Below are 14,432 nucleotides of genomic sequence, written 5' to 3' on the forward strand. Positions count from 1 at the left end.
GGCTGCCCTCGACGCAAAAGCGCGTACCTTACTTCGAGGCGGCGCCGGTGGTCTTGCCGAAGCGGTTGCGGAACTTCTCGACGCGGCCGCCCATGTTGTCGACCGACTTCTGCGTGCCGGTGTAGAACGGGTGCGATTCGCTGGTGGTATCGAGCTTGAACAGCGGCAGTTCACGACCGTCGTCGGTCTTGCCCATTTCCTTGGTGTTCGCGCACGAACGGGTCACGAACTTGAAGCCGTTCGACATGTCGACGAACAGGACTTCGCGGTAATTCGGGTGAATGCCTTCTTTTGCCATGGTGTTTCCTTCTGCGCTTTTGGAATCAATGCGCGGTCGATGCGAGAGCCACCAACGTGCCAGCAGTCTGGCACGCTGCCTCGGAAGAAGACCGAGGAGCCAGGCGACGGTGCCTGACCGCACTTTTCGCGGAGCCCACGATTATCGCATACTGCCCCATTTTCGAGCAAACAAGGCCCACCATGACTTCTGTCCCCCTGCGCGCAGGCCTCGTTGGCTACGGTTTTGCCGGTCAGACCTTCCACGCTCCCGTCCTTTCGGCTGTTCCGGGGCTGGAGCTGGCGGCGGTGGCCAGTTCGCAGCCGCACAAGGTGCACGCCGACTGGCCTGATGTCGCGGTTGTGCCCGATGTGGCCGCGCTCGTGGCCCGTTCCGATATCGACCTGGTCGTGGTGGCCACGCCCAATGCCCAGCACCATCCGGTCGCCAAGGCCGCGCTGGAGGCCGGAAAGCACGTGGTGGTGGACAAGCCCTTCACGCTCGACGTGGACGAGGCAAAGGAGCTTGAATTGTTGTCGAAACGCAACAATCGCATCCTGGCGGTCTATCAGAACCGGCGCTTTGACGCCGACTTCCTGGCCCTCAAGGACGTGCTGGCGTCCGGCGAGTTGGGCCGGCCGGTGTACCTGGAGTCACACTTCGACCGCTTCCGGCCCGAAGTGAAGGAGCGCTGGCGCGAGCAGGCCGTGCCGGGCTCGGGCCTCTGGGTGGACCTGGGCTCCCATCTGGTCGACCAGGCGGTGCAGCTTTTCGGTCGCCCCGACACGATTCAGCTCGACACTGCGGTCCTGCGGGATGGCGCCGTGGTGGAGGACTACTTCCATGCCGTGCTGCGATACGAGGAGGGGCCGCACGCACCTCTGCGTGTGGTGCTGCATTCGACGACGCTGGCGGCCCATGCCGCACCGCGCTACATCGTCCATGGCACGCTCGGCAGTTACGTCAAGCACGGCGTCGATACGCAGGAAGATGCGCTGCGTGCCGGGCGGCGGCCGCCCGCTGAAGGGTGGGGCGCCGATCCGCTGGACGGGGAGCTCACGCTCGCAGGTCCCGATGGGACGTTTGCCAAACGCAGTATTCCTACGCGCCCCGGCAACTACGTTGACTACTACGTCGCGGTGCGCGATGCCATCCTCGGCCACGGCCCGAACCCGGTACCACCGGAGCAGGCGGTTGCGCTGATGGAGCTGCTGGACCTCGGCCGCCAGAGCGCTCTCGAGGGGCGCGCCGTTCGCGCATGAAAAATGCCCGCGCAAGGCGGGCATTCATTCGTGGGGTGCCACTGATCCGGCTTTGCCGGTCGGCGGGCACCGCCCCCGTTAGGGGATTGGCGTAGCGACACGAAGTGCGCGTAGCCTGGTGGCGAGCAACAGTTACCCGCCGCGACGCATCATGTCGAAGAACTCGACATTCGTCTTCGTCGCCTTCATGTTCTTGAGCATCAGCTCCATCGACTCGATCTCGTCCATGTTGTACATGAGCTGGCGCAGGATGCGGGTCTTCTGCAGGATCTCGGGTGCCAGCAGCAGTTCTTCGCGACGCGTGCCGCTGCGATTGAGCTGGATCGACGGGAACACGCGCTTTTCGTACAGGCGGCGGTCGAGGTGGATTTCGGAGTTGCCGGTGCCCTTGAACTCTTCGAAGATCACTTCGTCCATGCGGCTGCCGGTGTCGATCAGCGCGGTGCCGATGATGGTCAGCGAGCCGCCTTCTTCCACGTTGCGCGCCGCGCCCAGGAAGCGCTTGGGACGCTGCAGCGCGTTGGAGTCGACACCACCGGTCAGCACCTTGCCCGAAGAGGGCACGACGTTGTTGTAGGCGCGGGCGAGGCGGGTGATCGAGTCGAGCAGGATCACCACGTCCTTCTTGAGCTCGACCAGGCGCTTGGCGCGCTCGATGACCATTTCGGCCACGTGCACGTGGCGTGCGGCGGGTTCGTCGAAGGTCGAGGCAATGACCTCGCCCTTCACCGTGCGCTGCATTTCGGTCACTTCTTCAGGGCGCTCGTCGACGAGCAGCACCATCATGTGGACGTCAGGGTAGTTGGCGCTGATCGCGTGGGCGATGTGCTGCATCATCACCGTCTTGCCGCTCTTGGGCGGTGCCACGAGCAGGGCGCGCTGGCCTTTGCCGATGGGGGCGATGATGTCGATGATGCGGCCGGTGATGTTCTCGTCGCCCTTGATGCCGTCGCGCTCGAGCTTCATCTGCTCCTTGGGGAACAGCGGCGTCAGGTTTTCGAACATCACCTTGTGCTTGTTCTGCTCCGGCGGACCGTCGTTGACCTTGTCGAGCTTGGTCAGCGCGAAGTAGCGCTCGCCGTCCTTGGGCGTGCGCACTTCGCCTTCGATCATGTCGCCGGTGTGCAGGTTGAAACGGCGCACCTGGCTGGGCGAGATGTAGATGTCGTCCGTGCTGGCCGTGAAGCTGGTGTCGGGGCTGCGCAGGAAGCCGAAGCCGTCGGGCAGTATTTCGAGCACGCCGTCGGCGAAGACCTGCTCGCCGGCCTTTGCGCGCTTCTTGATGATCGCGAACATCAGCTCCTGCTTGCGCATGCGGCCGACGTTTTCGATCTCAAGCGCTTCAGCCTGCTTGAGGACTTCAGACACGTGGAGTGCCTTGAGTTCGTTTAAGTGCATGGAATGACCCCTCGCGGGGTAATCGAACGGAAAACGGGGGGAGGTTGAACGTGAAGCGAGAACTGCCTCACCAACCGGGGAACTCGAACCGACTGCCTGAGTGAAAGGGCCGGTGATCTGTGGGAGATTATGACAGGAAAAACGCGCCGGCCAACGCATTGCGCGCTGGCCGGTTGAAATGTCGCTTAGGCGAGTTGCTGGTCGATGAAGGCCGTGAGCTGAGCCTTGCTCATCGCGCCGACCTTGGTTGCGGCCAGCTGGCCGTCCTTGAACAGCATCAGCGTGGGGATGCCGCGGATGCCGAACTTGGCGGGGATGTCGCGGTTTTCGTCGACGTTGAGCTTGGCGATCTGCAGCTTGCCTTCGTAGGTGGCAGACACTTCGTCCAGGATCGGGGCGATCATCTTGCAGGGGCCGCACCATTCGGCCCAGTAGTCGACCAGCACCGGCTGGCTGGACTTGAGCACGTCGGCCTCGAAGGAGGAGTCGGAGATGTGTTTGATGAGTTCGCTGGCCATGTGATGGATCCTTGTGCGCAGAGAGTTTCGGTGCAGCTAAAGTGCTGGTCATTGTGACAGAAACCAAGGGGTGACGTGCCGGGCGGGGACGCTATGGCGGCGATAGCCAAAGCCCTTGCGCGTCACGTCCACGCGCTCTCCAACCCCTCGATAGAACATGAACGAAGGCCACCCTGTGCAGGCCCTGTGGTGCGATCCCGCCGACGGCGTCGTCGCGCGGATCGTCCGCGTGCTCGCCGAGCGCCAGCTGCATGCCGCCCGCACCGTGGTGCTGGTGCCCTATGCGCAGCTTATGGGCGTTGCGCGCGCCATGTGGGCGCGCTGCGGCAGTCCCGGCTTCGTGCCGCGCTTCGAAACCACCCACAACTGGGCCCGCAGCGCGGGCGGCTTCGTGCCGACGGGCTACGACATCGCCCACGACATGGCGCGCGACCTGGTCACGGCGCAGGCGTTGCTGTCGCAGTCCGGCTTCCATGCCGAGCGCTTCGCCCTGGCTGGCCGCGTCGTCGAGCTGGCGTATCAGTTGGCGCCCCTCGCGGCCGCCGTGACGCCCGAAGAGCGTGGCGGTGAATGGGCACAACGTGCGGCAGGCGTGGCCGACGCAGGCAGCGAGTCCGAGTGGTTCCGTACCGAAAGCGCGCTGATCCGCATCGCCGTCGCGTGGACTTCCACCTCGGGCTACGCCACCGACGTGCTGCAGCGCGAGTCCACGCGTGCGCAGGTCGACGCGCTGATCGTGCTCGAAGGCTTCCAGTCCGACCCGCTCACCCAATCGCTCTGCAGGCTGTGGGGCGACCGCGCCCTTCATCTCTCGCTGGTCCCTTCCGGCGCCCCGACGCAGGTGTGCGCCTCGCACGTTGCCCTCGACCCCGAAGACGAAGCCGGGCTCGCTGCTGCCTGCGTGTTGCGGCACCTCGCGGAAGACCGCGCGCCGGTCGCGCTGGTCGCGACCGATCGCGCGCTCACCCGCCGCATCAGCGCCCAGTTGAGCGCGCAGGGTGTCGTCACGCACGACGAGACGGGCTGGAAGCTCTCGACCACGCGCGCCGCCGCCTCGCTGATGAGCGCGCTGCGCGCCTGCGCCCACGACGCCACCAGCGACCAGGTGCTCGAATGGCTCAAGAGCGGCGCCGACGGCGATTCGGCGCTCGTCCAGTCGCTCGAAGCCCGCCTGCGCCACGAGGGCATGCGCGACTGGTCGGCGTGGAGCGCCTTGATGACCCGCAGCGAGAAGTCGAAAGGCACCGCGCTGCAGGACTTCACCGAGGCCATCGAGGCGCGCCGCGCGCCCGTGGCCCGCTCACGCCCGCTCGCCGAATGGCTTCACGCGTTGCGTGAACTGCTCGAAGCCAGTGGCCAGTGGACCTTGCTCGAGGAGGACCTGGCCGGCGGCAAGGTGATCGGTGCGCTGTGGCTCGACGCCGGCGCTCACGGCGAGGATGAAGACGAATTCCCAGGCGGGCGCCACACCCTGGCCGAATTCACCGCCTGGGTGCGCGACGTACTGGAAGACGCGAGCTTCGTGCCCCCCGCGGGCGACCAGGCGCCGAGGGTCGTGGTGCTGCCGCTCTATCAACTGCTGGGCCGGGCCTTCGGCGCCGTCGTGGTCCCGGGCTGCGACGACCGCCGCCTGCCGGCATCGCCCGAGCCGCCTGGCAACTGGAGCGCAGCCCAGCGCCTCGACCTCGGCCTGCCGTCGCGCGAGGCGCTCGAGGCAGCCCAGCGCGCAGCCTGGGCCGCGGCGCTGCACAACCCGTCGTGCGAGCTGATCTGGCGCCACTCCGACGCCAGCGGCGAACCCGTGCGGCCGAGCCCGCTCGTGCAGGCGCTGCAGCTCGACCACGCCCTGCAGCCCTCGGCCGATCCGCGCCTGCCGCGCGATGTGGCCGTCCAGCCGACCGGGTACCCGACTCCCTCTGGTGCACTCCTGCCGCTGGAGAACATCTCCACCAGCGTCTACGAAGACCTGCGCCGCTGCCCCTATCGCTTCTTCGCACTGCGGCAACTGGGCCTGCGCAGTGCCGACGAGCTCGATGCCGAAGTCGACAAGCGCGACTTCGGCAACTGGCTGCATGCAGTGCTCGGCCATTTCCACGAAGCGCTGGCCGAAGCCCCGACGCAGGACGCGCAGGAGCGCGTCGCCCTCATCGAGGCCGCTGCCGTGCGCTCGACGCAGGAGCTCGGGCTGTCCGACGCCGAGTTCCTGCCTTTCGCCGCTGCGTGGCCGGCGGTGCGCGACGGCTATCTGGGCTGGCTGACCGGGCACGAGGCGGCCGGTGCCGTCTTCGCCGAGTCCGAGCCGTGGAAGGAGCAGTCGTTCGGCGGGCTGCGCCTGATCGGCCGGCTCGACCGCATCGACCGCATGCCCGACGGCCAGGCCTTCGTGATCGACTACAAGACCGAGTCCGCCACGGTCAGCAAGGAGCGCGTGAAAGACCCGACCGAGGACACCCAGCTGGCCTTCTACGCCGCGCTGGTGGCCGACGACACCCTGCGCGCCGCGTATGTGAACGTGGGGGAGAAATCCGCCGGCACGCAGACCGTCGAGCAGCCTGCCGTGGTCGAGGCGCGCGATGCGCTGGTGGCCGGCATCATCGACGACTTCCGGCGCATCGCGCAGGGCGCGGCGCTGCCGCCGTTGGGGGAGGGCGCCGTGTGCGACTACTGCGCGGCGCGCGGCCTGTGCCGCAAGGACTTCTGGGGCGACGAGTCCCCGCTGCCCGCCGTCGTGGGCGGCCCGACGACAGGAGGCGATGTGCAATGAACGGCGCCGCCTACGAACACAACGGCCGGCACGTCACGCGCGAGGCCTTCTACACCGTTGCCTGCGATCCGCGCCGCTCGGTCGCCGTCGAGGCCTGCGCCGGCGCTGGCAAGACCTGGATGCTGGTTTCGCGCATCCTGCGCGCGCTGCTCGAGGAGGGCGATACCGCCTGCGAGCCGCACGAGATCCTGGCCATCACCTTCACGAAGAAGGCGGCCGGCGAAATGCGCGAGCGGCTCGACCAATGGCTGGAAGATTTCGCGCAGCGCACACCGGAAGAGCTGGTCGCCCAGCTCGTGATGCGCGGCATGGAACCTGCGGCTGCATCGGCTGCCGTGCCGCGCCTGAAGGGCCTCTACCGGCGTTTGCTCGAAGGCGGCAGGCCGGTGCAGTTCCGCACTTTCCACGCCTGGTTCGCCGGCCTGCTGCGCAACGCGCCGCTCGCGGTGCTGCGCGAGTTGGGCCTGCCTTCGAACTACGAGCTGCTCGAGGACGACGCGGAGGCGCGCGGCTACACATGGCGGCCTTTCTTCGAGGCGGTCACTTCCAGCAAGGAGGCGCTGGCCGACTACTACGCCGTCGTCGCCACGCACGGCCGCTCGCAGACGGCCAAGGCGCTGAGCGAGGCGCTGTCGAAGCGCGTCGAGTTCTCGCTGGCCGACGCGGAAAACGCCGTGCGGCATTTCAGCGCGCTCTATCCGGCGCTCGAGGGGCTGGACGAGCCGATCGAGGCCTTGCGCGGCGAGCAGATCCGCCGCCGCTGGCTCGACCGGGCCGCCGCGCTGGGCCGCGAGAGCAACAAGACGCCGCAGAAAGCCGCCGAGGCCATCATCGACGTGTTCGGCACGGGCGAGCCGGCCGGCGATTCGCTCGCGGCCGCGTTGGCCCTGTTGCGCAAGAGCTTCTTCGTGGCGACCGAGGACCGCCTCAACAAGAACCTGCAGAAGTTTCCCGCCGCGCAGGAAGCCGAAGCCGAGCTGCAGGTGCTCTGCGCCGCCCAGGCCCAGCATGCCGCATGGCTCTACCAGCAGCGCATGACGCGCCTCACGCGCCTGCTGATCGCGGCCTTCGCGGACGTGAAGCGCGCCCATGGCTGGGTCGACATGAACGACGTCGAGCAGGCCGCCCAGCTGTTGCTCGGCCAGTCGGACCTGTCGGGCTGGGTGCAGGAGCGCCTCGACGCGCGCATCGCGCACCTGCTGATCGACGAGTTCCAGGACACCAATCCGCTGCAGTGGCAGGCGCTCTATGGCTGGCTCAGCTCGTACACGGGTGCGCAGGGCCGCGCGCCGCGCGTGTTCATCGTGGGCGACCCGAAGCAGAGCATCTATCGCTTCCGCCGCGCCGAGCCGCAGGTGTTCATCGCCGCGAAGAAGTTCGTGCGCGAAGGGCTCGACGGCGAGCTGCTGAACTGCGACCACACGCATCGCAACGCGCGCTCCGTGGTCGGGCTGGTCAACTCGGCCATGCTGGCCGCGCAGGAGGCCGGTGAGTTCGATGGCTACCGCGCCCACACCACCGAGCGCGGCGACGACGGCGAACTGCTCAGGCTGCCCGCCATCGATCGAGACGCGATCGGCGGCGCGGCCGAAGCGGCGCCGGCCGACGACGGCATGCTGCACTGGCGCGACAGCCTCGTCACGCCACGCGTGCTGCCTGAAGAGCAGCTGTTGCAGAAGGAGTGCGAGCAGGCCGCGCGATGGGTGGCGCAGCGCATCGCCGACGGCACGCAGCCGAGCCGCATCATGGTGCTGGCGCGCAGGCGCAGCCGGCTCTCGGCCATGCAGGACGCGCTGCGCCTGCGCCACATTCCCGTGCAGCAGCCCGAGAAGAACGACCTGCACGACGCCCCCGAGGTGCAGGACGTGGTCGCGCTGATCGACGCGCTGGTGTCGCCCGCGCACGACCTGTCGCTGGCGCGGGCGCTGAAGTCGCCGGTGTTCGGCGTCGACGACGAGGCGTTGGTGCAGCTCGCGCTGCGACAGCGCGAACGCGGCCCCGTGAGCTGGTTCTCGCTGATCCAGAAGGACGAGAGCCTGCCGCCTGTGCTGGTCGAGGCAGGCGTTCGGCTCAAGAGGTGGCAGCGCTGGTTGATGACGCTGCCGCCGCACGATGCGCTCGACGCGATCTTTCACGATGGCGACCTGCTCGCGAAATTCGGCGCAGCCGTGCCGGCCGCGATGCGCCAGAGCGCGCTGGCCAATCTGCGCGGCGTGCTCTCCGCGTCGCTCGACATCGACGGCGCGCGCTTCGCCACGCCGTACGCGCTGGTGCGCGCCCTGCGCGCGGGCGGCGTGCGTGCTCCGACCGTGGTCGCGCCCGATGCCGTGCAACTGCTGACCGTGCACGGCGCCAAGGGGCTGGAGGCCGACACCGTGCTCATGCTCGATTGCGACGCTGCACCGCCGCGCGCGCAGACCATGGGCGTGCTGGTCGAATGGAAGGGCAGCGACAGCGCGCCGACGCGTTTCATCTTTCTGGCGAGCGAGAGGACGCCGCCGGCCTGTGCGGCAACCCTTCTCGAGGAAGAGCAGCACGCGCGCCATCGCGAAGAACTCAACGGTCTCTACGTCGCCGTCACGCGGGCACGCGAGCGGCTGGTGTTGTCGTCTGTGCGGCCGGCGCGTGCCAACGAAGGCAGCTGGTGGGCTCGCCTGGAGCCCTTGTGCGAGCCTACGGAAACCGACGAGCCTCTGGTTACGTTGTCGGCTCAGGCTGGTGCGGCCAGCTTCCCGATGCAGCGCATGCCGGAGGCCCCCGAACCCGTGGAGCAGCAGCTTGCGACAAAGAAGGCCGCCAGCACCACGGTCGATGCACGCGCCGCCGCCTTCGGCCAGGCCATGCACCGGCTGCTCGAATGGGCGGTGCCGGGCGAGCCGCTGCCTGCTGCTCACGTACGCGCCGCGGCCCGTGAGTTCCTGCTCGATGCGCAGCAGGCGCGTGGCGCCGCCGCGATCGCCCAGCGAATCCGTTCGGGCGAGGGCGCCTGGGTGTGGGACGATCGCAGGGTCGACTGGCATGGCAACGAAGTCACGCTGGTACACGAAGGCGAAACCCTGCGCATCGACCGGCTGGTGCGCGAGCGCGACAGCGGCGCCTGGTGGGTGCTCGACTACAAATCCGCGGCGCGCCCCGAACGGGACGCCGCGCTGATCGCACAGATGCAGCGCTATCGCGCGGCGGTGCAACATGCCTATCCCGGTGCCACGGTGCGCGTCGCGTTCCTCACCGGGCAGGGCGAACTGGTAAATCTCGAATGAATGTTTCCCCTACCGTTGCCGTCATCGGCGGCGGACCTGCCGGCCTGATGGCGGCTGAAGTCCTGAGCGCTTCGGGCGCGCAAGTGCACGTCTACGACGCCATGCCCTCCGTGGGCCGCAAGTTCCTGCTGGCCGGTCGCGGCGGGCTGAACCTCACGCACTCCGAGCCTTTCGATGCGTTCGCGAGCCGTTTCGGCGAGCGCCGCGCGCAGCTGGAGCCGATGCTCGCGCAGTTCGGGCCGCAGCAAGTGCGCGAATGGGCAAGCGGCTTGGGCATCGAGACTTTCGTGGGTACCTCGGGGCGCGTTTTTCCGACCGACATGAAGGCAGCGCCACTGCTGCGCGCGTGGCTGCATCGGCTGCGTGCGGCGGGCGTGCAGTTCCATATGCGGCATCGGTGGGTGGGCGACGGGGCCTTCGATGCCGCTTCGCTGCGATTCGCGACGCCGGCCGGCGAAGTCACGACCAGGGCCGATGCAGTCGTGCTGGCGCTCGGCGGCGCCAGTTGGGCGCGCCTGGGCTCGGACGGCGCGTGGGCGCCTTGGCTACAGGCGAAGGGCATGGAGGTTGCGCCGTTGCTGCCGGCCAATTGCGGCTTCGACAGCACAGGCTGGAGCGAGCATTTCTCCAGCCGTTTCGCGGGGCAGCCCTTCAAGTCGGTCGCCATTTCATTCACGGACAGCCACGGTCGGCATTTCGCGCGGAAGGGCGAGTTCGTCGCGACCGCCAGCGGTATCGAAGGCAGCCTGATCTACGCGGCGTCGGCTTTGCTGCGCGACGAGATCGCCGCCAGGGGAAGCGCGACCCTGCTGCTGGACCTGCTGCCCGACCGCAGCGCCGAGCAGGTGCTGGCCGCGGTGAAGCATCCACGCGGCGCGCGGTCGCTCAGCAGCCATCTCAAGAGCCGGCTCGGCCTCGAAGGCATCAAGGCTGGCGTGTTGCACGAGGCATTGAGCCGCGAAGCGATGCACGACGAGGCGCAACTCGCGGCGACCATCAAGGCCGTGCCGCTGAAGCTCGTCGCGGCGCGGCCGATCGACGAAGCCATCAGCACGGCAGGCGGCGTGCGCTTCGAAGCGCTGGACGCGCAGCTCATGTCGCAGGCGCTGCCGGGTGTGTTCGTGGCGGGGGAGATGCTCGACTGGGAGGCGCCGACCGGCGGCTACCTGTTGACGGCATCGATGGCAAGTGGCGCCTCGGCGGCGCGCGGTGCGATCCGGCGGCTGGGCCTTTGAGGGCCTTGCGCCGGAGATTTTTCGCTGGAGATTTGTTTTTGCGGGTCCCGTTTCATTTCGCGTGGAATGAAACGAAACCGCTGAAGAAGTTGACGAGCCTTACCCCTGGCACTGACTACGCAGTTAGGGCTGCTTGGTTCCCCACCTGACCCGGTTGGCCACTTCACCATGCAGGGAGGCCCGTCAAACCGTATTGTAACCCCCCAGGCTGCGCGCACTTCGTGTCGCTTCGCCCGCCCCCTGCTGGGGGCGATACCTGAGGCCCGGCAAAGCCGGTTCCTCGGTGTCCCGCGAAAAGCCCCGCCCGAGTATCGGGATGAGTGGCTCTGCGCCTTTTAGAATGCCCGCAATGTCTTATCTCGTGCTCGCTCGCAAGTTCCGCCCGAAAACCTTCGGTGAGATGGTCGGTCAGGGGCATGTGGTTCAGGCGCTCGAGAACGCGCTGACCACGCAGCGCCTGCATCACGCCTACCTCTTCACCGGCACACGGGGCGTCGGCAAGACCACGGTCTCGCGCATTCTTGCGAAGTCGCTCAACTGCCAGGGGCCGGACGGGCAGGGCGGCATCACCGCCACCCCCTGCGGCGTGTGCCAGGCCTGCCGCGACATCGATTCGGGCCGCTTCGTCGACTACACCGAGCTCGACGCGGCCTCGAATCGCGGTGTCGACGAAGTGCAGTCGCTGCTCGAACAGGCGGTCTACAAGCCGGTGCAGGGGCGCTTCAAGGTCTTCATGATCGACGAAGTGCACATGCTCACGAACACCGCGTTCAACGCGATGCTGAAGACGCTCGAGGAGCCGCCCGAGTACCTCAAGTTCGTGCTGGCCACGACCGATCCGCAGAAGGTGCCGGTGACGGTGCTCTCGCGTTGCCTGCAGTTCAACCTGCGGCCGATGGCGCCCGAGACGGTGCTGGAGCACCTCACCTCCGTGCTGCAGACCGAGAACGTGCCGGCCGATCCGCAGGCGCTGCGCCTGCTGGCGCGTGCTGCGCGTGGCTCGATGCGCGATGCGCTGTCGCTCACCGACCAGGCCATCGCATTCGGCAACGGCGAACTGGTCGAGTCCGGCGTGCGGCAGATGCTCGGCAGCGTCGATCGCGGCCATGTGTTCCGGCTGATCGAGGCACTGGCCCAGGGCGACGGCAAGACGGTGGTCGAGACCTCCGAGGCGTTGCGCGTCGACGGCATGTCCGCCGCCTCCACGCTCGAGGAAATGACAGCCGTGCTGCAGGCCATGGCGGTGCTGCAGGCCGTGCCCTCGCGGGCGGAGTCGGCCGATGCTGCCACCGACCCAGATGCGGCCGATACGGCGCGCCTCGCCGCGCTGATGCCGGCCGACGAAACACAACTGCTCTACAGCCTGTGCCTGCACGGCCGCGGCGAACTGGGCCTGGCTCCCGACGAGTACGCAGCGCTGACCATGGTGCTGCTGCGGCTGCTGGCCTTCAAGCCCTCCAGCGCGGCCGCTTCGACGGTCTCCCCGGAAAAAAAAACTCTGAATGAGACTGCGGCCGCCGCGCCGCAGTCTCCTGCGCGTACGGTGCCGCCTGCTCCGGCTCCCGCGCCGGTAGCTCGTCCGCCGGTCGACGCGCCTGCAGCGGCTGTTCAGGCCCCGGTTCCGGCGCCTGCCGTCCAGGCTGCCGCTCCTGCTCCCGCCGGCCATCGCCTCGCCGTGGTCGACGAACCCCGGCAGGCCGATTTCCGTCCCGACGCAGCCGAGGCTCCCGCCAAGGTCGTCGGCGTGCCCATCCGTGTCCAGCCTCCGCCGAGTGCCCGCGACATCCCGCGCCCCGACGAACCGCGAAGCACCTTCACGCCCATCCCGACCAGCGAGGACGGCGATTTCTGGTACGCCACGGTCACTCAGTTGATCGCGGCCGAGGCCATCAGCGCCCTGACGCGCGAACTCGCGCTGCAGTCGCAGCTGGTGGGCCGCGACACCGACCAGTGGCTGCTGCGCATCGAGCGCGAGACACTGAGCCAGCCGTCCAGCCGCGAGAAGCTCACTGCCGCGCTGGGTGGCCTGGGCCACGACATCAAGCTCGCCATCGAGGTCGGCGCCGTGGTCGACAGCCCCGCTCGCCGCAACAAGCAGGCGGCCGACGAGCGCCAGCGCGTCGCCGAGGAGGCCATCATGAGCGACCCCGAAGTCCAGGCGCTGATGCGCGACTTCGACGCGAAGATCGTCCCCGGCACGCTCAAGCCGGCCTGAGCTCGCGTCTCCCGTATCCTTCACCCACTTTCCAACCAGACACAGGACCAACGATGTTCAACAAAGGACAACTGGCCGGCCTCATGAAGCAGGCGCAGGCAATGCAGGACAACCTCAAGAAGGCCCAGGAAGAGCTGGCGACCATCGAGGTCGAAGGCGAATCCGGCGCCGGCCTGGTCAAGGTCGTCATGACCTGCAAGCACGACGTCAAGCGCATCACCATCGACCCCAGCCTGCTGGCGGACGACAAGGACATGCTCGAAGACCTGGTGGCCGCCGCCTTCAACGCCGCCGTGCGCAAGGCCGAGGAAACCAGCGAGCAGAAGATGGGCAAGCTCACGGCCGGCATGCCCGGCCTGCCGCCCGGCATGAAGCTGCCGTTCTGAATGACTCTCCCCCAGGCTTGCCCACTTCGCGTGGCCGCCAACCCCCTCGCCGGAGGCAACACCAGCGGCCCGGCGAAGCCGGTTCCGCGGTGTTCCCGCGAAGGAGCCGCTTGACATGGCAGACGCCAGTTCGCTCGACGCATTGGTCGATGCGCTGCGCCGCCTGCCCGGCGTCGGTGTCAAGTCGGCTTCGCGCATGGCGTTCCATCTGCTGCAGCACGACCGCGAGGGCGCGCAACTGCTTGCGCGCGCGTTGCAGCAGGCGGCAGGGCAGGTGCGGCATTGCGAGCGCTGCAACACCTTCACCGAAGCGCCGATCTGCTACGTCTGCCTCGACACGCGGCGCGACGCCAGCAAGCTCTGCGTGGTCGAGACGCCGGCCGACCAGGCCGCGCTCGAGCGCACCGGCGCGTTCCGCGGCTACTACTTCGTGCTGATGGGTAAGCTCAGCCCGCTCGACGGCATCGGACCGAAGGACATCGGCCTGCAGAAGCTCTTCGACCGCGCGCGCGACGGCACGGTGAGCGAGGTCATCCTTGCCACCAACTTCACGGCCGAGGGCGAGGCCACGGCGCACGTGATCGGCGAAGCGCTGAAGCAGCACGGCCTCACCGTGACGAGACTCGCGCGCGGCGTGCCGGCCGGCAGCGAACTCGAATACGTCGATCTCGGCACCATCGCGCACGCCCTTGTGGACCGTAGATAGAACCATGACTCTCTCGCTGCTCACCATCGCCTACTGGTGCGTGCTCGTTGCCTGCGTACTGCCGTATCTGGCAGCATGGATCGCCAAGGCGGGCAGCTTCGGTCCGCGTGACAACCAGCATCCGCGCGAATGGGCCGCCAAGCAGAGCGGCTGGCGCGCACGCGCCAACAGCGCGCAGGCGAACAGCTTCGAGGGGCTGCCGTTCTTCATCGGCGCGGTGATCATCGCGCACCAACTCGGCGCGGCACAGGCGCGCCTCGACATGCTCGCAGTGGCTTATGTGGTGCTGCGCGCGATCTATCTTGCGCTTTACATCAAGGGTGTCGGCAGTGCGCGCAGCGCCGTCTGGACGCTCGCGTTCCTGGTCAATATCGCGATACTTTTTCTGGCTCGATGAAGCCTTGGCGAAGG

At 67.9% G+C, this 14,432-nt stretch carries 11 protein-coding genes and 1 other RNA gene; 8 read left to right on the forward strand and 4 right to left on the reverse strand.

What is annotated here, in order from left to right; all coding sequences use genetic code 11:
- Positions 1-28 precede the first annotated feature (28 nt).
- Complete coding sequence (locus tag EJO71_RS20980) at positions 29-298, reverse strand: type B 50S ribosomal protein L31 (protein ID WP_019653042.1); 270 nt, start codon at positions 296-298, stop codon at positions 29-31.
- A 182-nt stretch (positions 299-480) separates the two neighbouring features.
- On the opposite strand from EJO71_RS20980, the gene EJO71_RS20985 reads away from it, so the two are divergent.
- Entirely contained in the window at positions 481-1,539 is a 1,059-nt protein-coding gene (locus EJO71_RS20985) for an oxidoreductase (RefSeq protein WP_125950611.1), read from the forward strand.
- 132 nt (positions 1,540-1,671) lie between these two features.
- Here the strand turns inward: EJO71_RS20985 and rho are convergent, their stop codons facing one another.
- Together rho and trxA are read right to left on the reverse strand one after the other, a co-directional pair.
- Positions 1,672-2,937 (reverse strand): transcription termination factor Rho, encoded by a 1,266-nt coding sequence (rho, locus tag EJO71_RS20990; protein ID WP_007836663.1) that lies wholly within the window; start codon positions 2,935-2,937, stop codon positions 1,672-1,674.
- A gap of 185 nt (positions 2,938-3,122) precedes the next feature.
- Positions 3,123-3,455, reverse strand: a complete 333-nt coding sequence (gene trxA / locus EJO71_RS20995) for a thioredoxin TrxA (protein WP_042578306.1) — start codon at positions 3,453-3,455, stop codon at positions 3,123-3,125.
- 157 nt (positions 3,456-3,612) lie between these two features.
- Between trxA and EJO71_RS21000 the strand changes: the two genes are divergently transcribed.
- Genes EJO71_RS21000 through EJO71_RS21010 form a run of 3 tightly spaced genes read left to right on the forward strand, consistent with a single transcriptional unit; the run spans position 3,613 to position 10,714 of the window.
- Positions 3,613-6,219, forward strand: coding sequence for a PD-(D/E)XK nuclease family protein (locus EJO71_RS21000; RefSeq protein WP_125950612.1), 2,607 nt, complete (start codon positions 3,613-3,615; stop codon positions 6,217-6,219).
- On the forward strand, positions 6,216-9,479 hold the full coding sequence (locus EJO71_RS21005; RefSeq protein ID WP_125950613.1) for a UvrD-helicase domain-containing protein: 3,264 nt from the start codon (positions 6,216-6,218) through the stop codon (positions 9,477-9,479). Before EJO71_RS21000 ends, EJO71_RS21005 begins: the two co-directional genes overlap by 4 nt.
- Positions 9,476-10,714 carry a TIGR03862 family flavoprotein gene (locus tag EJO71_RS21010; RefSeq protein WP_125950614.1) on the forward strand — a complete coding sequence of 413 codons (1,239 nt, stop codon included), beginning with the start codon at positions 9,476-9,478 and terminating at the stop codon, positions 10,712-10,714. The genes EJO71_RS21005 and EJO71_RS21010 overlap by 4 nt, the downstream gene beginning before the upstream one ends.
- Before the next feature lie 88 nt (positions 10,715-10,802).
- On the opposite strand, the gene ffs is transcribed toward EJO71_RS21010, so the two are convergent.
- An RNA gene (gene ffs / locus EJO71_RS21015) (signal recognition particle sRNA small type) lies at positions 10,803-10,899 on the reverse strand.
- A 164-nt stretch (positions 10,900-11,063) separates the two neighbouring features.
- Here ffs and dnaX point away from each other — a divergent pair.
- The 4 genes from dnaX (at position 11,064) to EJO71_RS21035 (ending at position 14,418) form a co-directional block, all read left to right on the forward strand.
- Entirely contained in the window at positions 11,064-12,929 is a 1,866-nt protein-coding gene (gene dnaX / locus EJO71_RS21020; RefSeq protein ID WP_125950615.1) for a DNA polymerase III subunit gamma/tau, read from the forward strand.
- A gap of 53 nt (positions 12,930-12,982) precedes the next feature.
- On the forward strand, positions 12,983-13,315 hold the full coding sequence (locus EJO71_RS21025) for a YbaB/EbfC family nucleoid-associated protein (RefSeq protein ID WP_012747441.1): 333 nt from the start codon (positions 12,983-12,985) through the stop codon (positions 13,313-13,315).
- A 115-nt stretch (positions 13,316-13,430) separates the two neighbouring features.
- A complete protein-coding gene (recR, locus tag EJO71_RS21030; protein ID WP_125950616.1) occupies positions 13,431-14,021 on the forward strand; it encodes a recombination mediator RecR in 591 nt (196 codons plus the stop codon).
- Positions 14,022-14,025: 4 nt separating this feature from the next.
- Positions 14,026-14,418: an MAPEG family protein gene (locus EJO71_RS21035; RefSeq protein ID WP_125950617.1), complete on the forward strand. Its 393-nt coding sequence runs from the start codon at positions 14,026-14,028 to the stop codon at positions 14,416-14,418.
- Positions 14,419-14,432 lie beyond the last annotated feature (14 nt).

Source organism: Variovorax sp. 679 (genome assembly GCF_003952185.1).
Taxonomy (GTDB): Bacteria; Pseudomonadota; Gammaproteobacteria; order Burkholderiales; family Burkholderiaceae_C; genus Variovorax.